The organism is Microbulbifer maximicatervae (SeqCode) (genome assembly GCF_052467815.1).
In genome coordinates, this window is the sequence record NZ_CP174326.1 from 3,267,896 (window position 1) to 3,293,051 (window position 25,156).

Annotated in this window: 24 protein-coding genes and 1 tRNA gene; 16 read left to right on the top strand and 9 right to left on the bottom strand. The window is 50.2% G+C overall.

Annotated elements, in window-relative coordinates; translation table 11 throughout:
- Nucleotides 1–42: 42 nt before the first annotated feature.
- Together ACJJIW_RS14265 and ACJJIW_RS14270 are read left to right on the top strand one after the other, a co-directional pair.
- Nucleotides 43–831 carry a TatD family hydrolase gene (locus tag ACJJIW_RS14265; protein ID WP_444935519.1) on the top strand — a complete coding sequence of 263 codons (789 nt, stop codon included), beginning with the start codon at nucleotides 43–45 and terminating at the stop codon, nucleotides 829–831.
- Complete coding sequence (locus ACJJIW_RS14270; RefSeq protein ID WP_282933455.1) at nucleotides 828–2,486, top strand: aminotransferase class V-fold PLP-dependent enzyme; 1,659 nt, start codon at nucleotides 828–830, stop codon at nucleotides 2,484–2,486. The genes ACJJIW_RS14265 and ACJJIW_RS14270 overlap by 4 nt, the downstream gene beginning before the upstream one ends.
- A gap of 1 nt (nucleotide 2,487) precedes the next feature.
- Here the strand turns inward: ACJJIW_RS14270 and ACJJIW_RS14275 are convergent, their stop codons facing one another.
- Nucleotides 2,488–3,684 carry an acyltransferase family protein gene (locus ACJJIW_RS14275; protein WP_444935520.1) on the bottom strand — a complete coding sequence of 399 codons (1,197 nt, stop codon included), beginning with the start codon at nucleotides 3,682–3,684 and terminating at the stop codon, nucleotides 2,488–2,490.
- Between the two features lie 138 nt (nucleotides 3,685–3,822).
- Between ACJJIW_RS14275 and ACJJIW_RS14280 the strand changes: the two genes are divergently transcribed.
- Entirely contained in the window at nucleotides 3,823–4,707 is an 885-nt protein-coding gene (locus tag ACJJIW_RS14280) for a LytR/AlgR family response regulator transcription factor (protein WP_444935521.1), read from the top strand.
- Here the strand turns inward: ACJJIW_RS14280 and tcdA are convergent.
- From tcdA to ACJJIW_RS14300, 4 genes are all read right to left on the bottom strand, one after another.
- The gene (gene tcdA / locus ACJJIW_RS14285) at nucleotides 4,704–5,504 is read right to left on the bottom strand and encodes a tRNA cyclic N6-threonylcarbamoyladenosine(37) synthase TcdA (RefSeq protein ID WP_282933452.1); all 801 of its coding nucleotides are present in this window, start codon (nucleotides 5,502–5,504) and stop codon (nucleotides 4,704–4,706) included. The two genes, ACJJIW_RS14280 and tcdA, sit on opposite strands and share 4 nt — an antisense overlap.
- Entirely contained in the window at nucleotides 5,491–5,940 is a 450-nt protein-coding gene (locus ACJJIW_RS14290; protein ID WP_282933451.1) for a thiol-disulfide oxidoreductase DCC family protein, read from the bottom strand. The genes tcdA and ACJJIW_RS14290 overlap by 14 nt, the downstream gene beginning before the upstream one ends.
- Nucleotides 5,941–5,989: 49 nt before the next feature.
- A complete protein-coding gene (locus ACJJIW_RS14295; RefSeq protein WP_282933450.1) occupies nucleotides 5,990–6,454 on the bottom strand; it encodes an FKBP-type peptidyl-prolyl cis-trans isomerase in 465 nt (154 codons plus the stop codon).
- Nucleotides 6,455–6,593: 139 nt separating this feature from the next.
- Complete coding sequence (locus tag ACJJIW_RS14300; protein WP_282933449.1) at nucleotides 6,594–6,953, bottom strand: hypothetical protein; 360 nt, start codon at nucleotides 6,951–6,953, stop codon at nucleotides 6,594–6,596.
- A 297-nt stretch (nucleotides 6,954–7,250) separates the two neighbouring features.
- Between ACJJIW_RS14300 and ACJJIW_RS14305 the strand changes: the two genes are divergently transcribed.
- From ACJJIW_RS14305 to ACJJIW_RS14320, 4 genes are all read left to right on the top strand, one after another.
- Nucleotides 7,251–7,712: an HIT family protein gene (locus ACJJIW_RS14305; protein WP_444935522.1), complete on the top strand. Its 462-nt coding sequence runs from the start codon at nucleotides 7,251–7,253 to the stop codon at nucleotides 7,710–7,712.
- 131 nt (nucleotides 7,713–7,843) lie between these two features.
- The gene (locus ACJJIW_RS14310) at nucleotides 7,844–8,653 is read left to right on the top strand and encodes a GIN domain-containing protein (RefSeq protein ID WP_282933447.1); all 810 of its coding nucleotides are present in this window, start codon (nucleotides 7,844–7,846) and stop codon (nucleotides 8,651–8,653) included.
- 126 nt (nucleotides 8,654–8,779) lie between these two features.
- A complete protein-coding gene (locus ACJJIW_RS14315; protein WP_444935523.1) occupies nucleotides 8,780–10,249 on the top strand; it encodes a YcjX family protein in 1,470 nt (489 codons plus the stop codon).
- Entirely contained in the window at nucleotides 10,246–11,370 is a 1,125-nt protein-coding gene (locus ACJJIW_RS14320; protein ID WP_282933445.1) for a TIGR01620 family protein, read from the top strand. The genes ACJJIW_RS14315 and ACJJIW_RS14320 overlap by 4 nt, the downstream gene beginning before the upstream one ends.
- 78 nt (nucleotides 11,371–11,448) lie before the next feature.
- Here the strand turns inward: ACJJIW_RS14320 and ACJJIW_RS14325 are convergent, their stop codons facing one another.
- Nucleotides 11,449–11,961 (bottom strand): hypothetical protein, encoded by a 513-nt coding sequence (locus ACJJIW_RS14325; RefSeq protein WP_444935524.1) that lies wholly within the window; start codon nucleotides 11,959–11,961, stop codon nucleotides 11,449–11,451.
- Nucleotides 11,962–12,191: 230 nt separating this feature from the next.
- Between ACJJIW_RS14325 and gorA the strand changes: the two genes are divergently transcribed.
- Complete coding sequence (gorA, locus tag ACJJIW_RS14330; RefSeq protein WP_282933443.1) at nucleotides 12,192–13,547, top strand: glutathione-disulfide reductase; 1,356 nt, start codon at nucleotides 12,192–12,194, stop codon at nucleotides 13,545–13,547.
- 89 nt (nucleotides 13,548–13,636) lie between these two features.
- On the opposite strand, the gene ACJJIW_RS14335 is transcribed toward gorA, so the two are convergent.
- Nucleotides 13,637–13,999 carry an HPF/RaiA family ribosome-associated protein gene (locus ACJJIW_RS14335; RefSeq protein ID WP_444894333.1) on the bottom strand — a complete coding sequence of 121 codons (363 nt, stop codon included), beginning with the start codon at nucleotides 13,997–13,999 and terminating at the stop codon, nucleotides 13,637–13,639.
- 540 nt (nucleotides 14,000–14,539) lie between these two features.
- Between ACJJIW_RS14335 and ACJJIW_RS14340 the strand changes: the two genes are divergently transcribed.
- Nucleotides 14,540–15,469: a hypothetical protein gene (locus ACJJIW_RS14340; RefSeq protein ID WP_444935525.1), complete on the top strand. Its 930-nt coding sequence runs from the start codon at nucleotides 14,540–14,542 to the stop codon at nucleotides 15,467–15,469.
- 91 nt (nucleotides 15,470–15,560) lie between these two features.
- On the opposite strand, the gene thpR is transcribed toward ACJJIW_RS14340, so the two are convergent.
- Nucleotides 15,561–16,166: an RNA 2',3'-cyclic phosphodiesterase gene (thpR, locus tag ACJJIW_RS14345; RefSeq protein WP_282933439.1), complete on the bottom strand. Its 606-nt coding sequence runs from the start codon at nucleotides 16,164–16,166 to the stop codon at nucleotides 15,561–15,563.
- 146 nt (nucleotides 16,167–16,312) lie between these two features.
- Here thpR and ACJJIW_RS14350 point away from each other — a divergent pair, with 146 nt between their 5' ends.
- Both ACJJIW_RS14350 and ACJJIW_RS14355 read left to right on the top strand, forming a co-directional pair.
- Complete coding sequence (locus ACJJIW_RS14350; protein ID WP_282933438.1) at nucleotides 16,313–16,789, top strand: Hsp20 family protein; 477 nt, start codon at nucleotides 16,313–16,315, stop codon at nucleotides 16,787–16,789.
- A gap of 1 nt (nucleotide 16,790) precedes the next feature.
- Nucleotides 16,791–17,447: a class I SAM-dependent methyltransferase gene (locus tag ACJJIW_RS14355; protein ID WP_282933437.1), complete on the top strand. Its 657-nt coding sequence runs from the start codon at nucleotides 16,791–16,793 to the stop codon at nucleotides 17,445–17,447.
- Here ACJJIW_RS14355 and ACJJIW_RS14360 read toward each other — a convergent pair.
- Nucleotides 17,427–18,413: a GlxA family transcriptional regulator gene (locus tag ACJJIW_RS14360; protein ID WP_282933436.1), complete on the bottom strand. Its 987-nt coding sequence runs from the start codon at nucleotides 18,411–18,413 to the stop codon at nucleotides 17,427–17,429. The genes ACJJIW_RS14355 and ACJJIW_RS14360 overlap by 21 nt on opposite strands.
- Before the next feature lie 139 nt (nucleotides 18,414–18,552).
- Here ACJJIW_RS14360 and ACJJIW_RS14365 point away from each other — a divergent pair, with 139 nt between their 5' ends.
- The 5 genes from ACJJIW_RS14365 (at nucleotide 18,553) to ACJJIW_RS14385 (ending at nucleotide 24,980) form a co-directional block, all read left to right on the top strand.
- Nucleotides 18,553–20,409 carry a beta-ketoacyl synthase gene (locus ACJJIW_RS14365; RefSeq protein ID WP_282933435.1) on the top strand — a complete coding sequence of 619 codons (1,857 nt, stop codon included), beginning with the start codon at nucleotides 18,553–18,555 and terminating at the stop codon, nucleotides 20,407–20,409.
- Between the two features lie 76 nt (nucleotides 20,410–20,485).
- A complete protein-coding gene (locus ACJJIW_RS14370) occupies nucleotides 20,486–21,070 on the top strand; it encodes a helix-turn-helix domain-containing protein (RefSeq protein ID WP_444935526.1) in 585 nt (194 codons plus the stop codon).
- Between the two features lie 299 nt (nucleotides 21,071–21,369).
- Nucleotides 21,370–23,526, top strand: coding sequence for a fatty acid oxidation complex subunit alpha FadB (gene fadB / locus ACJJIW_RS14375; protein ID WP_444935527.1), 2,157 nt, complete (start codon nucleotides 21,370–21,372; stop codon nucleotides 23,524–23,526).
- Between the two features lie 11 nt (nucleotides 23,527–23,537).
- On the top strand, nucleotides 23,538–24,713 hold the full coding sequence (gene fadA / locus ACJJIW_RS14380; protein ID WP_444916096.1) for an acetyl-CoA C-acyltransferase FadA: 1,176 nt from the start codon (nucleotides 23,538–23,540) through the stop codon (nucleotides 24,711–24,713).
- 182 nt (nucleotides 24,714–24,895) lie between these two features.
- A tRNA-Leu gene (locus tag ACJJIW_RS14385) sits at nucleotides 24,896–24,980 on the top strand.
- The last annotated feature ends 176 nt before the right edge of the window (nucleotides 24,981–25,156 follow it).

Here is a 25,156-nt window from a genome sequence, read left to right on the forward strand (position 1 = left end):
GCGACTTCATGCTAATATGCGCGCGAATAATGGGTATCACAAGTGAAATTTATAGACAGCCATTGCCACTTTGATTTTGAGGCTTTTTCACTGGACCGGGATCAGGTGTGGCAAAGATGTCTCAATGCCGGAATAGATAGGGTCATTATCCCCGGCGTTTGCGAGGCTCAGTGGCAGTCGTTGGGCGCTCTGGTATCGGAACAGCCCGGTTGGATGATGGCTGCTGGTGTTCACCCTTGGTGGGTGAAGAAAATCCCGCAAGATTCCAGCTGGCGGGAAAACCTGATGGAGTTGGGAGTACGGCTTAGTGAGAGCCTTGAGAAATACTCATGTGTCGCTGTTGGAGAGTGTGGCTTGGATGCCTCTATCGGCACTGACTTGAATAAGCAGGAAGATATTCTCAAGCTTCATTTGGAGATTGCTAGTAACCATGAACTGCCGATTATTCTGCATGTTCACCGGGCCCACAATGAACTCCTGAGGCTGTTAAAGCAATTCAAGCTCCCCCGGGGAGGTGTGATCCACGCTTTCAGTGGAAGTGAGCAAATGGCGCAAGAGTACTGGAAGCGCGGCTTCTATCTGGGTATCGGTGGAACAATTACTTACCCACGGGCAGCGAAAACCCGACGGGCTGTGTCACGTGCGCCGCTGGAGAGTTTACTGCTTGAGTCGGACGCCCCGGATATGCCCCTTTCAGGTCAGCAGGGTATGCGTAATAGCCCTGAAAACCTTTCTAAAATTGCACAAGCACTGGCTGATTTGCGGGGAGTTTCCGTGCGGGAAATCGCCAATGCTACCTGTCGAAATACTGAGAAGTTATTTTCCCTATGAGTTTTTCCGCTGAATCATTCAGGCAGTCATTTCCCCTCTTTGCTCAAGAGGAGAATAAGGAGTTGGTATACCTGGATAATGCTGCAACGACGCAGAAGCCAGAGGCAGTGATTAATGCTGTACGCGATTACTATGTGCACAGCAATGCCAATACGCATCGCTCCAGTCACCGTTTGGCGCGTAAGGCTACAGAAATGGTGGAGCGAGTGCGTCGCCAAGCGGCACAGTTTGTTAATGCTGCCAGCACAAGGGAAATTGTATTTTGTCGCGGTGCTACTGAGGCATTGAATTTGTTGGCGCACAGCCTGTGTAGTGAGTTGCAGGCTGGGGACGAAATTGTCATCTCAACAGCGGAGCACCATGCAAATATTATCCCTTGGCAGATGGCGGCCAAGCGATTCAATTTGAGTTTGCGCTATGTACCCCATGTAGCGGGTGTCCCGGAATTTGATCGCCTGGGAGAAGTGCTGAATGAGCGCACAAGAATTGTATCCCTGACCGGTGGTTCCAACGCACTCGGATTGCGGCCGGACCTGGCTGCAGTGAGGCAATTGCTGCGCAGAAAGCACTTGATGTGGATTGTTGATGGCGCCCAGTTGGCAGCTCATGAAGTGATTGATGTACAGAAAATTGGCTGTGATTTTTTTGTTTCCTCCGCACATAAGTTTTATGGCCCATCAGGAATTGGTTTCTTATACGGTAGGGAAACACTTTTGGAGTCTATGCCGCCATGGCTGGGTGGTGGAGAAATGATCTCCGATGTTGAGCTTGAAACGAGTCATTATGCAGGCTTGCCGCACAAATTTGAGGCAGGCACTTCTCCGCTGGCGGCAATAGCGGGTCTTGGAGCGGCACTGGAATTTCTTGAGCAGCAAGATAGGGTCGCAATAGCGGCGCATGAGCAGAAATTGGTGCGATGGATACATCGCGAACTGATAGCGTCCCCCAATTTTAGAGTTATCAGCCAAGTGCGCCACAATCTGGGTATTGTCTCTTTTGTGCCTATTCATGGTAGCGCTGCCGATTTAATGCACTGGCTGGACGAGCGCGATATTGCAGTGAGAGTAGGCCATCACTGTGCACAATTGTTAGGTAAAGAGAGCGGTGATTTGGTGACGGTCCGAGCCTCAGTCGCAGCCTACAATACCGATAGTGATATTCAGGCTTTTTTGCAGGCCCTGGAAGAGTATTGTGAGATCCAGAAGTCAATTGAACAGGGGGATAGTATTCAGAGTGATGAATGGGCCAGGGATGATTTTTCCTCGTTATTGCTAGAGAGTTTGGTTTCCCAGCGCAACTGGCAGGGACGTTATAGAGAATTAATGCTGTGGAGTAAAACTATTGCTCGAAAGCCCGAGATACGTACCGAAGAAAACCTGGTGCGGGGTTGTGAGTCTGCAGCTTGGTTAGCGCACCGGACAGAGGGTGGTAGGCACTATTTTGGATTGGAAAGCGACAGCCGGGTTGTAAAAGGCCTGGGTGCGTTATTACTTTCACAAATCGATGGCCGCACGGCTACTGAGATTAGAGAGAGAGATCTTTCCCTGTTATTTGCTGAGCTGGGGCTCGGAAAGCACTTAAGTGAATCGCGCAGCAATGGTTTTTACGCATTGCTGCAACGTGCTTTGAATCTGGTGGAGCAGACCTCCCATTAACTTAACTGGAGCGGGGTATGGGGGTCTCCACCGCAATAGGCCCGATATTGGAAATAGGCTTTAAACCAAACAGCGGCCGTAAAACTGGATTTCTTCGGATGATAAATTCATATGAAGCCCAGCAGCCGAAAATAGTGATTAATAATACTAGCAAGGGCTCCAGGATGGGCCCCAGGGCGAGTTGCCCCAATTGATACACAGCGATTACGGTAATGGTTTGATGGAGGATATACCAGGGATAAACCGCTTCAGTGGCATAGGGTAACCAACGGAATTGCTTATTGAGAAATCGATAAGCGCAGGCTAAAACAGCCAGGAGCCATACCCATCGATTTGTATAGATAACAATAAAAAGCAGTATTTTTTGGGCGGGCATACTGCTATCAGGTAGTACTCGATCAAATAATAGATATAGGGCGAAAGTGAGGGGCGCTGCAATAACCAAGCGATTGCGCAATCTTGCCAGTATTTCCCAAGGGGCGTTACTGCTGACCAGCAAGTAGCCGCAGAAGAAATAAGTAAAAAATCTGGCATGGGTGTACCAGTCGTCGACGACGGCATAGTTTATCCCACCAAAGCGCGGAAATAGGACCAGGCCGTATACCATCATGGGTACAAGCGGCAGAATTAGCAGTTGCCAAGATTTAATATTCTCCATGAATCGGCCCAGCCACCGTTGGTGTTTAAACCACAGGGCTAGAGGAGTAAGGGCCAGGGTGTAGCATGCCAGATAGGGTAGATACCACAGATGGTTCCAGGTCAGGCCAAACTCACTCCCAGCAAAGGCATTCTCTGGCCAGGGGCTGAACGAGAAGTACTTCAGCAGGAATGATAAGTATCCAGGCTCAATAATGCCGTTGCTTAGCGCTTCATAGTAGGCCTGGGGTGGAACCACCACCAGCATTCCAAATGCTAGCGGAATCAATAGCTGCTTCATTCTTCTCAGTAAGTAACCCCCAGTGCCCAGCTTGTGGAAGAGAAAATAGCTGGCTGCACCTGAAATCAGGAACAACAACGGCATCCGCCACTGGTTAACCGCTAGCATTACCAGTTGTAGTGGCTCGCTTTGGTAGCTGCTTTTTACATGCCACCCCCATTCCGCGACATAGGCCATTCCCAGGTGGTAGAGAATAAGTAGGCCAAAGGCTAGTACACGAAGGGCGTCAATATCGTGGCGTCTCTGTGTTATTGAATGCATAGGTTTCGTCGTTCAAGGCTGTTTTAGTCGCTTGCTATGCTCCCGTTAGTATTTGCCATTAGCTATCCCAAAGTGCCGATTTGTAGGGTATTAGGGGCCAGTGGTGGTTTTTGGGGGTGAATTGGGGGTAGACTGCCGATGAATTTTTATACTGGTTCAGGAGCAATGACGGTTCAGCAGTATTTGATGCACCGGCGACAGTTTGAGGTGGGATTCTGGTTGTTGTTTTTTGTCGGCCAATGGCTTGTTCAGTTCGCTTTGGCATACTTTGATCACCGCCGCTGGGGTTCTATTTTTCAGCCATGGGAATTTCTGGTGTGGGAGGGAACCAGTATCCTAATGATCGCAATCTTATTTCCGCTGATATTGCTTCTTGATCATTATTTCCCCCTGCGTAAGGGGAGAGTTCGGCAGAGCTTGGCCATACATTTATTTTTCACTTTGCCTTGGTCCTTGATCCACGTTTCCGGCATGGTGTTTATGAGGACGGTCATTTACCACCTCAATGATGGTTCCTATAACTTTGGTAACTGGCCTGTAGAATTTTTCTATGAATATCTCAAAGATATTCAAACCTATGCCGCTCTTTTAAGCTCTGTTTATTTGTACCGCTTTTTGTTGGTACGTTTACAGGGTGAGGCGCGCTTACTAGAGGAGCCAGATGAGGGAGATGCTGCTGAGCCAGTAGAAAGGCCGGAGCGTCTTCTGGTGAAAAAGCTGGGAAAAGAATTTCTGGTTAATGTGCAGGATATCGAATGGGTAGAAGCTGCTGGCAACTATGTCAATCTGCACTTGGGCGATAGAATTTACCCCCTGCGGGAGACTATGACCAAGTTACTGGAGCGTTTGGATCCAGGATCATTCGCTCGCATCCACCGCTCCTATATTGTGCGCTTGGACTCTATTGCGGAGATTGAACCCCTGGAGAGCGGTGATGCGCGTATTCACTTGGTTGGCGGCCAGCTGATCCCGGTGAGCAGGCGCTACCGCGATCAGCTGAGGGCTCAATTAACCCCGGCTTAGTTTTTTGCCTGGAGAAGTCGCTCGATGGCCCGGTTGGCGGCCAAAAACCCAAAGGTGCCGGTAATCATAGTTGCCGCACCAAAGCCGCCACTGCAGTCTAATTTAACACCGTCCTGCATAGCGCTCTTCTGCTGGCATACTTGCCCATCTGGCTGCGGGTATACCATTGCTTCAGTGGAAAAGATCGCATCGATGCCAAACTGGCGCTTGCGACTCTTCTGGAAGTTGTGAAAGCGGTATAGATGTTGGCGGACTTTTGCCAGCATCGGATCATTAATTGTACGGCCGAGATCGGCGCACTCAATGCGATCGGGGGAGCGCTTACCTCCTGCGGAACCAACCGTTATCAAGCGTATTTTTCGGGCTTTACAGTAAGCGATCAGGGCGGCTTTTACCCGTGCAGAATCTATTGCATCAATCACCACATCGATAGGGTGTATATCGGGATTGATCAGCTCTGAGAAATTGTCATTAGCGATAAAGTCCTCTTCCGTATGAACTGTAATCTCCGGGTTAATCTGCCGTAGGCGCTCTGCCATCACCTCGACCTTGATATGGCCTACAGTATCGGCGAGTGCGTGGCTCTGACGATTGGTATTGGTGATGCAGACGTCATCCAAGTCTATTAGCGTCAACTGACCAATGCCGCTTCGCGCCAAGGCCTCTGCGGTCCAGCTCCCTACGCCACCAATACCGATCACCAATATGTGAGCAGAGGATAAAATTTCGAGGGCCTTATCGCCATACAGGCGAGCAATGCCGCCAAATCGCTGTAAATACTGGTCAGACAAGCTCATCTGGGGTCTCTTCAGGTACATCTTCCAAAAACCGCTGTTTGTCAGCGTCACACGGCAATAGGCAACTTTCCCGTTGACCAAACCAGCGATAGCGGTTTCGAGCAACCAAGTCGTAGAGCCAATCCCTTGCCGGGCGGGGAATGTAGCGCAAAATGGCCAATAAACGCCAGGGTTGTGGTAGGCGGCTGGCAATTCTCAGTGCCGCTTCACTTTTGTAAAAGGATTGGTAAGTGCCACCATGTCGTTCCAGCAAAATCATGGTCTGGTAAGTGTCCAGCGGCAGGTTCAGCTGTTTAAGGAAGTGTTGGCCTGCATTGGACTGCACTCGGCACAGGGTAAAGCGCTGCTCTCTGTCGCGCTTGAGTATTAGTTGACTCCAGCGATTGCACAGGTTGCAGATGCTATCAAACAGGATGATGTTGTTTGGCAATGACATTGAGGAAGGGGGAAACGCCGCGCGACTGGCGGCGTTTCATATCATGGGATCAGTGCACGTGACCGTGGTCAACCTCTTCAGCAGTCGCTTCGCGCACAGAAACAACTTCGATTTCGAAGTGCAGCTCAACGCCGGCGAGGGGGTGGTTGCCATTGATAGTGACTTCGTCGCCGTCGATGTCGATAATTTCCACTTCAATCGGGTGACCTTCGGTGCTCTCTGCACGGAATGCCATGCCTACAGATAACTCTTCAACACCGCCAAAGGCACTGCGGGGCATAGTCTGGATCAGCTCTGGGTTTTGCTCCCCGTAGCCGTCTTCTGGAGCAATTACTGCGGTAAATTTGTCACCAGGTGCCTTTTCCAGCATTTCGCGCTCAAGCCCTGCAATGATATTGCCGACCCCCTGCAGATATTTGAGTGGCTCTCCATTGGCTGAGGAGTCAATGACTGTTCCGTCAGCATCTTTCAGGGTGTAGTGGATCTCCACAACTGTGTGGTTGGCAATCTTCATGAATAATCTCTGATATAAAAGAGTATGTGAATGAGCGCTTACCGCTGCGCAATAAAACGGGGGGGTAAAGGCTGTGAAGCGCAATTGTATTGACAGGGGCGGCGCGCCGCAACTTGTGCGTTCGCGCTGCTGGTAAAGATTAGCAAGCGATTGATAGGTCTTGCTCACAACCGCCATAGAGGTTGGTTACGACTGTAACCAGCTCTGTGCTGAAGTCCGGCTGGTATCCCAACTCTAACAAGCGCCCCTCAAAATATTCCAACATTGAATCAAAGAGCTCAGGGTTTAGTCCCCTGGCTAAAAAGCGTGCGCGACTACTCCGGTCTGGTTCCGGTGTTGGCGATAATGCGTGACTTAGAAATTGGGCTTGGCGACTTAACTGTTTGCGGAAATCGCAAGTTTCGTAGGCTGAAAGGTGGTGGCTGAGAGCACCGTAAAATTCACTGACTGTACGGTTAACAAATTTAGCACCACCGACCTGATCCAACAGGCTTTCCATATCTCTCCCCCCGGTGAGCAGTTGGCACTGATTTAAAGTTTACCCGCAGAGCCGAAAAAGTATTTTGGTTACAAGAAGCACAATGTGCATTGGCTCAATGGCGGTACAGCATTAATTGGTGACGAGCCTAAGACATATTCTTTCTGTATGCCAACTTGGTTTAAGAAAATTGTCATTCTGTTCGACAGGTTGTCATATATTAGAGGCTTATTTCGCCAAAGAGGAAAAATAGTGTTTGTGCAAGTATTTTCCGTGTCTTTACACTTTATTTTTTCCGCTTGGTGTTAGACTGCACGTTTGAACCAAATAAAAAAATTCAACCTTTTGGGAAAGTTTATGGCAAGTATTTTTACTCAGATAATTAATGGCGATTTACCTGGCAATTTTATTTGGAGAGATGAAAAGGTCGTAGCTATTTTGACCATTTCACCCATAAAGGCTGGTCATTGTTTGGTCATCCCTGTTGAGGAAATTAATCATTGGGATGATGTTCCAGAGGAGCTGGCGACTCATCTAATGCTGGTTGCGCAAAAGGTGGCGAAAGGGCTGAAAGCAACTTACTCACCGAAGCGAGTGGGCGTGATGATCGCTGGGATTGAAGTGCCACATACCCATATCCACCTGATACCCGTAGATGAATTGTCAGACTTTGACTTCTCTAAGCAAAAGCCTGCTTCTTCAGAGCAGTTGGCACATGAGGCGGAAAAGATTCGACAATCCTTAAAGGAACTGGGCTTTAGCGAGGCGGAGTGCGGCTAGGACGTTAAGATTGATTTTTTAGACTGGTCGGTCATATGGTGTCCCCAAAATATTTGTGGGACACTGCATCCAAGTCCCCCGCTTACTGAGTCACATAGGTATGAACTGGTAACAACGATGAGATTCCTCTAATGATGATTTTGAAGAAGACGCTCTTTGCCCCGCTGCTAGTAGTCCTCGCTACAGTCGCTGCGTTTTGCACTAATGCCCAGGCAGAAGAAATGGAAACTAAGCGTTTCGATATGGAAGGGTTCACTCAGGTGTCTCTCAAGGGAAGTTCTCACTTGAAGTTGATTCAGGGGGACAGTTTTGAGGTTGTCGCTGTCGGCCCTGTCAGCACAATGCCCTACGTCAAAGTTGAGGTAAAAGGGGAAAGGTTGGAGTTATCTGTGGAGGAAAACACCCAGAACCTTTTTGGATTTGTCACCATATCCCGAGGGCAAGGAGATGAAGTTAACTTCACCGTGACTATGCCTAAAGTTGAGGCGCTTAAGGTGACTGGCTCTGGTGAGGCTAGATCTTCAAGTGTTGAGAGTGAAGGCCTAACTTTGGGGGTGACGGGCTCAGGAATGATCAATATCGACAAGGTCGCTGCGGAATCCTTGAAAGCGTATGTTACTGGTTCCGGTGATTTGTTCCTCAATAAGGCATTGACTGTCAAAGGGGAAGTAGCGGTGACTGGCTCTGGCGACATGAAGATAAGTACTATTACCGGTGAGAGTTTACTTGCGGAGATACAAGGTTCCGGCGATATATTGGTTGGCGGGCGAGTTGCCGATGTGAACGTTCGCCTCATGGGTTCAGGTGATTTTATTGGCCGCAGTCTGCGCGCCGATAATGCCAGCGGTTCAATAATGGGATCGGGAGATATTGTCTTGAAACGGCCGGGAAGTGACTCCTTCTCAGTAATGGGGTCGGGAGACGTAGCGCTGGTTGACTAAGCGCGGCTCCTGAGCCCCCTTGCATCTAAGGCGTTCGGCCAGTAGGGCTGTGCGCCTATTTCTTTTTGGGGGTATTCTTGAGCCTCCATCATCCTCTCTATCCCCATTTCTGGAAGTCAGCTTTATATGGAACCCAAAGTGACAGAGTGTGTGTCGCTGGACCGCGAAGATTCTATGTCTCGCGAGAGTCAATCTCGCCCACATTTAAAAGAAAAGCTACGGCGCTGGAGCCGAGAGGCCCAGGATAAATCCCACTGGGCCGCCGAGCGCTTGTTGGACCGACGCATCTGTATCGGTATCACTGGGCTCAGTGGTGCTGGGAAGTCCACGTTTCTCACCAGTCTGATATACCAACTCTGCAATCCGGAGAGGTCCCAATTACCTGGTTTTGCCCCTGCACTCAATGGCGATCTGTTGGGGGCAGAGTTGAAGCCAGCGCTGGACTCTGGTTTGGCGCCGTTTGACTACCAGACCTGCCTGTCGGCACTGATGGCTGAGCCACCTAGTTGGCCACAGAGCACTAGAGATGCTTCGGCTATGGAGTTACACATCCATTTACGCAGCCGGCGCCGTTTTCGGGGTAATGGTAGAAAGACGTTGGTAGTGGAGTTGCGTGACTACCCAGGGGAATGGTTGATGGACTTGCCGCTATTGCGTATGGACTATGCAGAGTGGTGTCGTCATCAAGCACACCTATTTTCTACAGATGCGCGATCAATGCTGGCCCCCCGGTTGATAGCTCAGCTGGCAGCACTGTCCCCCCAGGCGAATGCCAGTGAAGTAAATTTGGACGAATTATGGGGGGAATACAGAGCTTATCTCCTGAGTTGCCGAACCAAGTTGAATCTCAGTTATTTACAGCCTGGTAGAGCGCTGCTAGATGAGGAGGCGTACGGGGTAGTTCCACTCCTGGATTTGCGTGGTTTAGATGCTGGGCAGTTAGCTGTTTTGTCTGAGAGTAGTGTTTTTAAGGTTTTGCAGGCGCGTTACGAACGCTATGTGCAGGCGCAGGTAAAACCCTTTGTAGACAGCCATTTTCGACATATCGATCGACAACTGGTACTGGTAGATATGATTGGCACTCTATTTGCTGGTGAACAGTCCCTGGAAGATATGCGTCTGGCATTTGCTCATATCGCCGATACATTCCGCTATGGCGAATCGGGGTTTTTAAGCAAACTATGGCGCCCAAAGGTTAATCGACTCCTTTTTGCTGCGACTAAAGTCGATCAGGTACTTGCTGCCGACCACGATGCTTTGAGGCAGCTTCTAGGCCAGCAGTTACAACAGACTTTCTCCGATGCCCGCCACCGGGGTTTGCCGGTATTTAGTGAGGCGGTTGCCGCGGTTCGCTGCTCTAGAGAGGGGCAGAAGAATGGACGGAGAATGCTGATGGGTTATGACCTCGAGGGCCAGTATTTAGGTTTTGAGAATGCGGAAATTTTTGCCCAGGCGCCCTATGAAGAGCAGGGGTGGAGCCACTATGCGGGAGCTGCACCACCACAGCTGCGGCCTCCAGTGGGAATGCACGCAGGACATATTCCACATATACGGGTGGATGCTCTTTTGAACCTTCTGTTGGGAGATAAGGTTTGATTAATAGTGATAAAAATACTGAGTACCGTCGCGAAACACGTATCGAGTCGCTAGATGAGCCCGGGCAGGAGGTCCCGCACAGAGATGCGACGCGGGTGGAACCGCTTGCGGAAGAGTCAGGGGAGATTCCTAGGTCCATAACTACTGGAGAGTCTCTTCCAGATCGGATTGCTTTCTCCGAGTTGCGCCTACCCACTTTCCGGTTTAAGTGGCTAAAGCCAGCAGTGCTCTCTGCGCTTGCAGTAGTGGTGGCCGTGGTCGGATGGGAGTTTTATGGACTTTATCAATGGGCTGTAGACAAGCATTGGAGTCTGGGACTTTTTGTGGCCGTTTTGATGGCGGGCTTCGGTGTAATCATTGGCAGTTCCGTGTGGGAGTTTTTCCGAGCGGGGCGCCCACTGAATAAGCTTGAGAAAACTCAAGCCATTGCTACTGAAGTCCGAGACTGTCGCAGTCACCAAGAGGCGCAAGTATTCAGACGCAATTTGCAGGAGCACTTTGCCGGTAAGCCCCAGGGGGTGCTGCTCAATCGAGTCCTAGATGAGGCAGCTGACTATTACGATAGCAGTGAGCTGTTAGAGCATTTAGAGGTTACCTTCTTAAATGCCCTTGACCAAGAGGCTCTAAGGAGAGTCGTACGCCACTCAACGAGCACTGGTGCACTGGTTGGGCTGAGCCCTTTTGCCAGTATCGATATTCTGGTTGCCCTGAGGCAGTCACTGCGAATGATTGATGATGTGGCGCAAATTTATGGCGTGCAGCCGTCTCTAGTGGTGCGATGGCGCTTGTTCAAGAGGGTTTTGTCTCTGGTCGCCTACACTGGCGCGAGTGAGTATGCGATCAGTGAAATGTGGCCGGAACTTGTTGGCGATAGCATGCTCAGTACAGTCTCTGTGCGTTTGGGGCAGGGGGTCGGAGCCAGTCTGTTTGTTGCGCGTATCGGCTTGGCGACAATGCAAAGCTGTCGACCAATCCCTTTTACTGAAAAGCAGCGCCCTCGCCTGAGATCAGTTATGGCCCGTATTGGTGGTGGCCTTAAAGAGAAGATGCCCGAGTTGTTTTCTATGGTTGGGCTTAGCTCGCGAAAGGAAGCAAGGGCTCGGAAGGCGGGTACCGAGTAGCTACTGAGATCGTAAGCAAATCTCTTGGGCTGCCTATTTGATGTAAGGGGGCGAAAACCTGCCCCCTTAGTCAGCAACTTATTGAAACTGTTTTTTCATCAGTATACGAGTGTGATGCCGATCAACCAGTTGGGCCAAGGTTTCATAGCGGCGTTGTATAAAGGGTGCGGGGTTGTTATTTCCCGATTCATCCCGATATTCAACACCAGACCGGACGTGTTGGAGTTCCTTGGCTAATTCTCTGATGGCTGAAAAGATTTTTTGTGTGTCATCTTTACTATGAAATACTGAGTTTTTTGTGGTGTCCGTTAAGTAGTCATCGCATTCGCTCAGCCAGTCTAACCGCTGTTCCAGAAACTGTATTGTATTGCGAATTCCCCCCGTGTATTCGGGGTTGAAATTGTGATTGATATACTTGTCGAGGCTGCGCATGCCTGAGCCGACAAACTGCTCAACCACATCGCCGCAGTATTTTTCTGATAGATAGGAAGGGTGAGACTTTGCGCTGCTTAAATTGCTGATGAGCAGTAGAGAGGTAAGCAATAGGGCGCGCTGCATCAATGCATTTGAGTATCTCATTTTATTGCCCATAGGTTTTGCTCTTATTAATGGCTGTTATTTTATCCGCCTAAGGTCTTTTTTGTTGTGCAATGTCCTTGGCGGGCTGATATCTGTGACAGCAGTCACATGAATATCTAATGCAAAGTCAAGTGTCAATGGTTATTAAGTAAGAATTGTCAGCTTGAAATGGTTGTGCACGACAAACTTAATATTTTGCTGTGTAAAAAGTATTCGAAAGTATCGCTAAGTGGGAGTGTATTTTGGCTGAGTATGACTTTGATCTGTTCGTTATTGGTGCAGGTTCTGGAGGCGTTCGTGCGAGCAGGATGGCTGCGGCTCAAGGTATGAAGGTCGCTGTGGCTGAAGACCGTTACATGGGAGGAACTTGTGTAAATGTAGGCTGTGTTCCCAAGAAATTATTTGTGTATGCGAGTGGTTACTCTGCAGATTTTTCTGATGCCCGGGCATATGGTTGGAACTGTGCGGATGTTGCGTTTGATTGGTCGACACTCCGGGATAACAACGCAAAAGAAGTAGCCCGGCTCAATGGGATTTATCGCAACCTGCTGGAAAATTCTGGGGTGGAAACTCTGAATGGTAGAGCCAGCATTAATGGGCCCCATAGCGTAGTTGTCAATGGTAAAGAAGTCACTGCAGAGCGTATTTTGGTGGCGACTGGCGGTTGGCCATTTATCCCGGACATTCCTGGCCGTGAGTTTGCGCTGACTTCTAATGAAGTGTTTTCAATGGAGGCTTTTCCCAAGCGTGTATTGGTTGTTGGAGGCGGTTATATAGCTGTTGAATTTGCAGGTATCTTTGCTGGCCTGGGAGCAAATGTGCACCTGTCGTATCGTCGGGACTTGTTCTTGCGGGGGTTTGATCGCGATATTCGCTCTTTTGTTCGCGATGAAATGCAGAAGAAAAAAATCGAGCTGAAATTCAATCATAACGTTGTGTCTATCGAAAAGCTCCAGGATGGTAGTTTACTTGCCCATGCTGATGATGGCTCCAGTATTAATGTGGATATGGTGCTGTATGCCACTGGGCGTGTCGCCAACACTGCAGGGTTGGGGCTTCAGGAGCAGGGGGTTGTCTTGCATAAAGATGGAACAATCTCTGTCGATGATAATTTTAGGACAAGTGTACAGTCGATCTATGCGCTGGGGGATGTAACTGGCGAGCCTCAGCTTACTCCTGTTGCTTTGGCAGAGGCTATGGCTTTGGTGAAGCATTGGCGCACAGGTGAAACTGCAGAGATTGACTATAACAATATTCCGACAGCGGTTTTCTGTCAGCCGAATATAGGTACTGTGGGGTTGTCGGAGGAGGAGGCGCGAGACTCTGGTCTTAGTGTCACCATTTATAAGTCTGAATTTAGACCAATGCGTCACACTGTTAGTGGCAATTCAGAGCGGACACTTATGAAGTTGGTTGTGGATGCTGCCAGCGATAAGGTGATTGGCGTGCATATGGTAGGGGATGACGCGGGAGAGATTATTCAGGGAATTGCTATTGCTTTGAAGGCTGGGGCGACTAAAAGTACCTTTGACTCAACAATTGGTATTCACCCTACAGCAGCTGAGGAGTTTGTGACAATGAGGACGCCTAGCGCTTAAATGTGAGCTGTTATCTTTGTATAAGAGTTGCGCTTGAGGAGGGTGATAAAAGGCGGCGGATGGGCCGCCTTTTAATTATATAGCGATTTTTAGCTAGGCTCTTCCACCACCACCACCTCCTGTATGGCTTGGTGTCGCCGAGTTTTCTTGCGTTCGCTGCGCTCTTTTAGGCAGCGTTCGGCAGAGGCAAATGTGTCGTTTACGGCTCGGTGGATCGATTCGTTCTCACTACTAATAGTCACGGGATTGCCGCTAATGGCAAGCTCTAATGATGCCTTGAAGTGTCTGCCTTTAGTTTTGTGTTGATGGGGGGCTTCGAGGACAACGCGACTATGTATGATGTCGCCACAATAACGTTCCAGCTTGTTTAATTTCTTGGACACGGTAGTCGCCAGGGCGGCTGACTTGTCGATGTCGCGGAACACAATGTTATCGTTAGGCGCTGATTTCATGGGCACATACCTCCGGTTAAAAGAAACCATGCAGGCCGCTGTTGCGGTTTGCTGTAAAGAAGGTAGGGCGCCCTAGTGGGAGGGTTCGAGGCTGCAGTTGAAGCGCCGAGCTGCCGGAATCGCAACGATTGTTTGCTGACAAAGCAGCTATGGGTGTTTTACGTCCGGGTCGGGTTTCCACTGAGTCCAGCGATCTTCTCCCTGGTATCCATAATGCTTCCGCTGAAAAAAAAATCAAGCGCTATTGCGGAAAAATTTCACATAAATTTGGGCGCTGTGTCACTTTAGTGACTCAACATTGTGTATTTGAAGGTTAATTGATCAGCCGGTAGGCTCAGATGGACGCAAGGTCATTGCCGATAGCTTGCTCCGTGCGTAAAATTGACCGCATTGCGCAGTATCTTCACCTTGCTAGAAGGCATAGAAAAACTGCGCTTCCAACATACGAAACACATCAATTCGAGAAATGGGTTCAGGACGATGGCGGTAAAGCGGTGTTGCTCGCTTCTTTTGGCGGGCTTAGTGGTTATAGGTGGGGCAGTGGCACAAGCGCAAACGCCCCTCACGGCGGAGAAAAACCGCCTTGCGCGGCTAGAGCAGTCTCTTGAAAACAGGAGTGTTGTGCTTGAAGATATTGAGAATGAGCTGCTCTCGTATGAATATAAGCTCGAGCAAGCCCAAAAGTCCCTTGATGAGTTGCGTCTGGAATATGAGGCGAGTCGCCAGGAACTCAACCAAGCGAATCGAGCTCACGAGTCAAGCTCCAACTCCGATACTGAGCGCCGTTTAAAGAAGGCCAAGCATGCATTTGCTATGGCGGAGAGGGGGGTGGATAGCCGCTCACGTCGCCTTGACTTCATCAAAGAAAATCATCAGCAATTGCAACAAAAACTTGTTGAGGAGAAGCAGGCAGTTGTTGATGCAAAAGCGAAGATTTCTGCTCAGCAGGATAAAATCAGTGCGATGGTCGAGGATATGCTTGCAAAGGCGGAGGCGTCTGAAAGAAGAGCTGCAATGGCGAAAGCCGCCGCAGTAACTGAAAAGCCCAAGCCCCCTAAAATTCGGGCTCAAGTTGAACCGCCAAAGCGTGAAGAACCGGCGAAGGAAGAGGTTACTATCAAGCGCGAGATTGACGGCGAGCTGCTGGAATATGTGAAGCGTGAGACGGCGCGCCTAAATGACCTCTTGGCTGATGAAGAGGGTAACGACAGGAAAACATTTAATAACCTTGAAATGCGCCCAATTGGTGGAGAGAGGGTTCCTTTTGAATTTCTGGGTGAAAATCAGTATCGCCTGGTGACTACTGTTGAATCAGGCCGACAAACTTACAAGATTAATACCTGGAAATTCCGCCGCACTATCCCGGCTGAGGACGATGGTGCTCGCTATGTCTTTATTTTTGATGCGCGCCGCCTATCTAGGCCGCGGTTGGTTATGTACCCAGAGTATGTATTGGCAGAGTTAAACTGACCACCCCAGTTATACCGTTAAGTAAAAAAGCGAGCCATTGGTTCGCTTTTTTACTTTTGGGTACCAGGTAAAGTTCTGTAATTCCGCAGGATTATAATTGTGCGTTTGAATTTTTTAGTGGGCGTAGGGTTGTTGTCTGCAGGGGAGAGTAGCGGCTGCCATATTGGCTGGGTTGGCTTTGGTAGAGCGTGATGTTGTTTAGTGTTAGTGGGTGCTCAAGCTTCAATGGAGAAAACCATTGAAATTGCTTACCGCTCCTGCATAGGGTGATATGCGGACGATAGCGCCGGCTCTCTGCCGGTAAGGATAGCCTTTTGGCTAGCTGCTTGATGGATTCATGTAGAGCCTCCAATTGCTGGGTAGCCACAACTTCTGCTGCAATTAAGTGAGCGTCATTGCCCGGAAAGGTGCCGAGTTTAAAAAAATTGGTTTTCAATTCAGTTGTGGCCTCTGCAATGGATGTGAGCCCGGTTTTAAGTAGAGGGATTACTTCAATAGGTAACTGGCCTAGAAAACAAAGGGTGATATGACGGTTTTGGCGGGTTATCCAGCGAGTGCTGGTAATTGATGCAGCATCTTGTTTGCGCTTTATGGCGACCGTTAACTTATTTAAAAACTCCTGTGTCGTTTCATCTAGCTGGATGCCAATAAAAATTCTGCAGGTGGGCTCGAGAAGCTTTTTGTGAGTTTTTGACATAAAATTTATCTTTCACCCTTGAATAAGAAATCTCTGCCCATATTTCTTTTATGCAGGCGGTAGCTTCAATAGAAAGTGCCCCTGAAAAGAGTCTGGTCATTTGACGGACGTAGTTTCAAATATTGCTCTGAACTGAGGATATGATAATGCGTAATTTTGATTTCTCCCCACTTTATCGATCTGCTATTGGCTTTGACCGTATGGCCAGCCTGCTTGATGCAATGACCACTAGCGAGCAAAAGCAGCCTTCCTACCCCCCATACGATATAGAGTTAACCGGTGATGATAGTTACCGAATTACTATGGCTGTTGCCGGCTTTGAGCAGTCTGAACTTGATATTCAAGTAGAGCAAAATCGTTTAGTGGTTAGCGGTACTAAGCCGGAAAATAATGGTCAGGGGAAGTATTTACACCGGGGTATTGCCGCAAGAAATTTTGAGCGGCGCTTTCAGCTCGCTGATCATGTAAAAGTAACTGATGCAAAGTTGGCGAATGGGTTGTTGCATGTAGAGTTAGTGCGTGAAATACCTGAAGCAATGAAGCCGAGAAAAATCTCGATTACAGAAGGCAATATTCTCCAGCATGCAAAGAGTGACACCGAGTCCAGTGCGGCAGTAGCGTAAGTTGTCACTGCAGTGTCCGCTGTGCCGCCATCGTGCGGTGCAGCCTTACCATCGAGATAAATTCCGCAGCTATCATCAGTGTGATAACTGCGCGCTCGTATTTGTTCCCCCGAAATTCCACTTAAGTCCCGATGAAGAAAAAGCTTACTACGACCTTCATGAGAATTCGATAGAGGATGAAGGTTACCGTCAATTTCTCAGTCGTTGCGCGCAGCCCTTGCTAAAAGAGCTGAAGGGCTCATGTTGTTATGGTCTGGATTTTGGTTGCGGGCCGGCCCCCTTGTTGGCCAGAATTTTAGAGGGCAATGGGCATAGAGTCGATCTGTATGATCATTTTTATGCGCCAGCTCAAAAGGCGCTGCATGGGAATTATGACTTTATCGTCGCAACAGAGGTGATCGAGCATTTGGGGCAGCCTGGAGCGGAGATCGAGAACCTCTGGGGTAGGTTGCGCACCGGAGGTGTTATGGCCCTGATGACCAAATTGGTTATTTCTGCGGAGCGTTTCGCCAATTGGCACTACATTAGAGATCCTACACACATTTGTTTTTTTAGTGTGAAGACATTTGAGTGGTTGGCTCGGTCACTAGGTGCCGAGCTCCAGTTTGTCCATAGTGATGTTATTTTTCTGAGAAAATTAAGTATTGACCCTGAATAGTTTAGCGCGCACCGTAGTGCGGTATTCGCTGGGGGTGGTTGCCAAAAACTTTTTAAAAAGTGCAGTGAAATGCCCCATATCCTGATAGCCAACTTTTTCAGCAATTTCATTGACCGATAAATTACTTGATTGCAAAAGTTCGCGCGCCATATCAACCCTGACATTTTGTAAGTATTGCAAGGGTGTCTGTCCTGTTGCTAGTTTGAACCGGCGATTGAATGATCGCACGCTCATGTCAAAGAGTTGTGCCACTTCGCTAAGGCGTACTTCAGTATTGCAGTGTTCTTTGAGCCAGGCTTGGGCTTGAACGATATCTTCGTCTGGATGTAGCTGAACAGATCCCTCAGAATAGGCGATCTCTTCAAAGGGGCGGCGAATTTCGTGAGAGAAATTTCGCTCCACATGGCTGGCAATGGCTGGTCCATACAGTTGGCGAATCATGTGAACGGTAACGTCTGCCAAGGCATTGACGCTTGCTGCACAGAAAAGCTTGTCTGCTTGGGTGATAAAATATTGACGCTTTAACTTTACCTCTGGATAGTCTGAGCTGAATTGATCAAAATAATGCCAGTGGGTAGTTGCGGGCTTACCGTTTAGAAGACCTGCTTCGGCCAGAAAGCACACCCCGGTACCCACAGCGCTGATAGCGGCCCCTTGTTTTTCCTGCTGGCGCAGCCACTCTAATATTTTTCCGCCTCGTTTTAGGGCGGGGCGGGGGTTGCGCCACATGGTCGGGATGTAGATTAGATCGCTGTCTGGTGCATCGCTGAGAGCGACATCCGGCTGAAGGGTAAATCCGCAGCGGGTATTTACTGGTGTCCCATCCAGACTGGCGGTCACCAATTTTAGGTTGCCCTTGATACCCTCCACTCTTGCGCGACTCTCTGCGCCACGGAGCATCTCGAGGGGAAGAACGGTGCCGGTTGCCAGCATCTGGTCGATAAGTAGAAAAGTTACTGTTCGCATTACATATCTGTGCGCACTTGCGCTATTGGCCAAAACACTCAATTTTGCTGGCCAGTATGCCCATAACTGGACAGAATCGCCACCCCCTACACTCGCATCTCTTATTTTTATAGTGTTAAGTACTTGGCTGGAGGTCAGGATGCAGCGCCTTCCCGTAATCACCGCATTCGGTGGATTCAACCCTGCTGGACGTAGTTCTTTCCATAAGGGGTACTCTCGCCTCGTGCTAGACAAACTGAGTAAGAAAGAGCGGGATAGCACTCTTTCCGACCTGGCTGCCCTGATGGGCTTGCGAACCGGAGACAACGCCGAAGGCATTTTGGATCCTGCCCTTGAGCAGCAGGTGTTGGATGGTACATTGGTGCGCGAACTAGAGAGTCGCTATTACGACTACCGCAAGTGCCATTTCCATCAGTCTGCCCAGCTTGCAAACCCCCAGGGCCTGACATTCGAAATTTCCACCCGGCAACTTCCGCAGCCTGTGCCAGCTCATTGGCACTTGGAGCATATCCAGGGTGGTAGGGTTCGAGTCACCACAACTGAGCTGTCAGTTTTGTTGGATAGCCACCGCGAGATAAGTGTGGCCGCCGCCGGCCAGCTCCCAACTGGATTTGAACCGGGCACTAAATATAACTCTCGATTTCATCCTAGGGGGTTGCAGCTGGCCCTCTTGGGTGCGTCAGATGCGGTGCAGTCTTTGGGGGTTGACTGGGATACTGTTGTGTCTGCGGCTGGGCCGGGGAATATTGCCCTCTATGCCGCCTCGGCAATGAGTCAGCTGGACCCATTTGGTAACGGCGGTCTATTGCAGTCTCGCCTGCGAGGTAGTCGCGTAAGTTCTAAACAACTAGCGCTTGGTTTAAATAGTATGCCAGCGGATTTTGTTAACGCTTATGTGCTCGGAAATGTCGGTTCTACCGGCGCTGTTGCCGGTGCTTGCGCGACCTTCCTGTACAACCTTCGCGCTGGCGTTGAAGATATTCGCTCGGGTAGGGCGCGGGTCGCTGTAATTGGTGCGGCTGAGGCGCCCCTTGTGCCTGAAGTTGTCGATGGCTATTCAACGATGGGTGCCCTTGCCACTACCGAGAATTTACGCAAGCTTTTCCCCGGAGAAATTGATTATCGACGCACCAGTCGCCCGTTCGGTGAGAACTGTGGCTTTACCTTGGGTGAGGGTACCCAGTGGGTCATCTTAATGGACGATGCTCTGGCGCTCGAGTTGGGTGCTTCTGTATATGGTTCGGTTGCCGGTGTGTTTACCAATGCCGACGGCACAAAGAAATCGATTTCTGCGCCGGGTCCCGGGAATTACCTGACGATGGCCAGAGCAATGGCGGAGGCGCGGGCAATTGTGGGTGAGGATAGTTTGCGGCGTCGCAGCTTTGTGCAGGCCCATGGCTCCAGTACGCCGCAAAATCGAGTTACTGAGTCCGCCATTTTTGATCGTTTGGCCGGCGCATTTGGCATTACTGAATGGCCGATTTGTGCGGTTAAGGCCTTTTTGGGGCATACCGTCGCTTCAGCCAGTGGGGATCAGTTAGTTACAGCGTTAGGTGTATTTGATCGCGGCATACTCCCGGGAGTGACCACCGTTGATCGCATCGCTGACGATGTTCATTGTAAGCATCTTGATATCTCCCTGGAGCATACGGATAGAGGGCGGGGAACGCTGGATCTTGCGTTCCTAAACTCAAAAGGTTTTGGTGGTAATAATGCGACAGCGACAATTTTGTCGCCCCAGATTACAAAAACAATGATGGAAAAGCGTCATGGCAAGTCTGCGATTACAGCTTCTCAAGTGCTAAATGAGAAAGTTGTAGAGCAGAGTGACAAATACAATGCCAAGGCTTCTCGCGGTGAACTGGATGTTATTTATCGGTTTGGTGAGGGCATGATCGACGAAAATGAGATAGCTATCTCAGAAGAGGAAATATGTTTGCCCGGGATGCCGCCAGTGAAGCTGCCAAATGGAAATCCATTTGAAGATATGGTGTGATTGGTTTTCAAGTAATACCTCAAATGTGTTGATTTTTACCTGAGGGAAAATAACGCAAAAGGAGCTTTTGGGGAGCATGGATGATCCTGAAGAGGATGTTGGCGCCCGTTTAAAAATGGTGCGCCACATTTACGGTATTTCGCAGAGGGAATTGGCGAGGCGGGCTGGGATGACTAACGCAACAATTTCTTTTATAGAGCTTGGAAAGGTTAGCCCTTCTGTCGGTTCGCTACAGAAGATATTGGGTGCAATACCTATGTCGCTAACCGATTTCTTTTCCCTGGAGATGTCGGGCGCAAAACAGATTTTTTTTCGTGGAAGTGAAGTGCCAGACATCGGTCACGGTACTGTATCCTGCCGTTTGTTTGGAGGAGCAAAAGCAAACTGCGGCATGTCGCTATTGTGGAAAGTGTTTCCCGCTGGGGATGACGCCGGCTTTTCTCTCGAATCTGCTGAGGGGGAGATTGGTGGGGTGGTTGTCAGTGGTGACCTGGAGGTTACGGTTGGCTCCGACTTTGCCCTGCTGAGTACCGGCGATGGGTATTATTTTGATGCTCAGCGTCCGCACCGCTTTCGAAATACAGGTCGCTGTGACTGTGTAGTTGTCAGCGCAATGATGCCGGCTTATGGGCATCCCGACCTTCAAGAGCCCAACTCCTGAAAGATGGTTTAGAAAAGAGGGAGTTCGTGCCAAGTGGCTGATAGGGCGGCACGATCCGAGATAGACTAGCCCAGCTTTAATTTCTTTCCGTTCGCAAACTGGCGAATTTCTGTACTTTGGCACTCCTGGTGCCACTCCATTTGTAAGAAATAGTATTCAAACAATCGTTTGAATCTGGCTATACTACGGCTGACCAAATTGGGCCTAAGTGTCACCGCGCTGTGCGGGGCGGCCCTTGGTTGCACAAAAATTCCGACCCCGGGCCCAGGATCGCGGCCCAGAATAAAAGAGGTCAATCAATGTTATTTAGTGGCAAAGCGCTCACGGTACAGATGCTGGATAACGGCATCGCCGAGCTCAAATTCGACCTGCAAGGCGAATCCGTCAATAAATTTAACCGTCAGACGGTTTCTGAATTCTCCCAAGCGCTGGATGCTATCGAAGCAGCGGATGGTGTAAAAGGTGTACTGCTGACCAGCGGTAAAGGCGTCTTCATTGTTGGTGCTGATATCACTGAGTTTGGTGGTGCCTTCTCTGCAGGTGCAGAGGGCGTTGCTGATCTGATGAATCAGAACAACGAAAATATCAACCGCCTGGAAGACCTGCCGGTACCGACTGCGGTAGCAATTAATGGCTACGCGCTCGGCGGTGGTTTTGAGGTGTGTCTTGGCTGTGACTTCCGCCTGATGGGTGAAGAGGCCAAAGTTGGCCTTCCGGAAGTTAAGCTGGGCCTGATTCCGGGCTGGGGTGGCACTGTTCGCCTGCCGCGTGTAGTGGGTGTTGATGTTGCTGCTGAGTGGATTGCAGCGGGTAAAGAGCAGAAGCCTGCCGCCGCTCTGGAAGCTCACGCTGTCGATGCGGTGATCCCCACTGCCAAGCTCAAAGATGCAGCGATCAAGCTGCTTGAGCGCGCTATTAATGGCGAGCTGGACTACAAAGCCATTCGCGAGCTAAAGAAATCTCCAATCCCCTTGAATGATACCGAAGCGCTAATGGCCTTCTTTACCACCAAGGCATTTGTGGGTCAGCAGGCGGGTAAAAACTACCCCTCTCCCGTAGCTGCGGTTGAGTCAATCGAGCAGGGTTACAAGTTGACCCGTGATGAAGCGCTGAAAGTCGAGCAGGAAAAGTTCATTTTTTGCGCGCAGACCGGCACTGCGAAGTCTTTGGTAGGGTTGTTCCTGGCTGACCAGGCAATTGGTAAGGTTGCCAAAGGTTGGGAGAAGAAGGCCGATAAGCCGATTGAGCGTGCGGCAGTATTGGGTGCTGGCATTATGGGTGGCGGTATCGCTTACCAGTCTGCCTACAAAGGCACTCCGATCAAGATGAAGGATATCGACCAGAAGGGTATCGACCTTGGTCTGAATGAGGCGAACAAGCTGCTGTCCAAGTTGGTTGATCGCAAGCGCCTGACCCCCGTTAAAATGGGTGAAGTGCTCAACCGTATCGAGCCTACCTTGAGCTACGACGGCTTCAACGATATCGATGTTGTTGTGGAAGCGGTGGTTGAAAGTCCCAAGGTGAAGCATGCGGTATTGAAAGAAGTGGAAACCAAAGTAAGCGAAGACACTGTAATCGCTTCTAACACCTCCACTATTTCTATTAACCAGCTGGCTGAGCCGCTCTCCCGTCCGGAGAACTTCCTCGGTATGCACTTCTTCAACCCAGTGCACAAAATGCCGCTGGTTGAGGTGATTCGCGGAGAGAAAACTTCCGACACCGCTGTAGCTCGCGTTGTTGCCTACGCAAATAAGATGGGCAAGAAGGCTATTGTTGTACGCGACTGCCCTGGATTCCTGGTTAACCGCGTTCTCTTCCCTTACTTTGCCGGTTTCTCCATGCTGGTGCGCGATGGCGCTGACTTCCAGGCCGTTGACAAGGTGATGGAGCGTTGGGGTTGGCCGATGGGCCCCGCTTACCTGATGGACGTTGTCGGTATCGATACCGGTGTTCACGCGGAGAGCGTAATGGCTGAAGGTTTCCCTGAGCGCATGGGTAAAACCTTTACCGCTGCTTCCGACGTTATGTATGAGGCGGGTCGTTACGGCCAGAAGAACAACAAAGGCTTCTACAACTACGAGCAGGACAAAAAAGGTCGCCCGAAGAAAGTGGCTACCGAAGAGTCCTACGAGCTGCTTAAGCCGCACGTTGCTGAACGTCGCGAGTTTGAAAAAGACGAAATTATCGAGCGCATGATGGTGCCTATGGCAACCGAGCTGGCTCGCTGCCTGGAAGAGGGTATTGTGGATTCCCCAGCTGAAGCTGATATGGCGCTGATCTACGGCATTGGCTTCCCTCCGTTCCGCGGTGGAATCTTCGCGTGGCTGGACAGCATTGGTCTGGATGAATTCGTGAAGATTGCCGATAAGTACGCCGATCTGGGTGAGCTGTACAAGCCGACCGATCGCATGCGTGAAATGGCCGCAAGTGGCAAAACCTACTACGGCGACAAGTAAGGAGAATAGCGATGAGTTTAAATCCTAGAGATGCCGTAATCGTCGACTACGCGCGTACGGCCATGGGTCGCTCGAAGAATGGTGTATATCGCCATGTTCGCGCCGATGATATGTCCGCTGAGCTGCTGAAAAAGTTTATGCAGCGCAATGACAAGCTTGATCCCGCCGAGATCGATGACCTGATCTGGGGCTGTGTTATGCAGCGCGATGAGCAGGGCTTTAACGTAGCTCGCTTTATCCTGCTGCGCGCTGGTCTGCCACACACTATCCCGGCGCAAACCGTCAACCGCCTGTGCGGCTCATCTATGTCCTCCCTGCATACCGCAGCTGCCAACATCCAGGCTGGCGTTGGCGATGTGTACGTTGTGGGTGGTGTTGAGCACATGGGTCACCTGAACATGATGGAGCATGTTAGCCCCAACCCAATGCTGGGTCGCTATATGGCTAAAGCTGCCGGCTCCATGGGTATGACTGCTGAATACCTGGCGATGATGCACGGTATCCAACGTCAGCAGATGGATGAGTTCGGTGCGCGCTCTCACCATCGCGCCGCTGAAGCTACCAAGGCTGGCAAATTCAATCGCGAAATTATCGCTATTGAAGGTCATGACGATGACGGCGTACCTTTCCTGGTTGAGGCGGACCAAACCATCCGTCCGGACACTACCGTGGAAGGTCTGGCTCAGCTGAAACCAGCATTCGATCCGAAGCACGGTCAGGTAACAGCTGGCACCTCTTCTCAGATCACCGACGGTGCCTCTGTGATGCTGGTAATGTCCGCTGAGCGCGCTCAGGCTTTGGGTATGACTCCTATTGCCCGTGTGAAGGAAATGGCGCTGGCTGGTGTTGATCCGTCCATTATGGGTTATGGCCCGGTGCCCTCTACCAAGAAGGCGCTCAAGAGAGCGGGTCTAACTGTTGGTGATATCGACAAGTTTGAGCTGAATGAAGCATTTGCGGCGCAGGCGCTGCCGGTGCTGAAAGACCTGGATCTGCTCGAGCAGATGGATGAGAAGGTCAACCTGTACGGTGGCGCTATTGCCCTGGGTCACCCCTTCGGCTGCTCTGGCGTGCGCATTACCGGCACCCTGCTGAGCGTTATGCAGAATGAGGGCGGCAACCTGGGTGTGTCTACCATGTGTATCGGTCTGGGGCAGGGTATTACCACTGTTGTAGAGCGAGTCTAAGGAAATTAGACCCCGAAAAAAGGCGCCTTTGAGGCGCCTTTTTTTATTTTATGAGAAAAGTGTTCAGTAAAGTGTTGAAGACCCCAAAATGCTGTGGCACAATCTGCACCCCTTGTCGCGATGGGCTCTAAAAAAGTAGCGAAAGCGCTTAAATATCAAAGAGTTAGCGGCAGGTTCGATTTGGGGACGTGGTGAAATTGGTAGACACGCCAGATTTAGGTTCTGGTGCCGAAAGGTGTGGGAGTTCGAGTCTCCCCGTCCCCACCAAATTAAAAGCCTTGAAGTCCGTGTGACTTGCCCTGGAGGGGTGGGTGCGGGCTTCTTGTGTATTTGGCGGCAGCACAAAAGTATTGTTTTGGTGCTGGGCCTACGAGGTTACTGACTAAGTCTCGGTGACCCGGTATTCGTTGGCGCTGCGGCGCGATTACAGAGATAGTCTCACG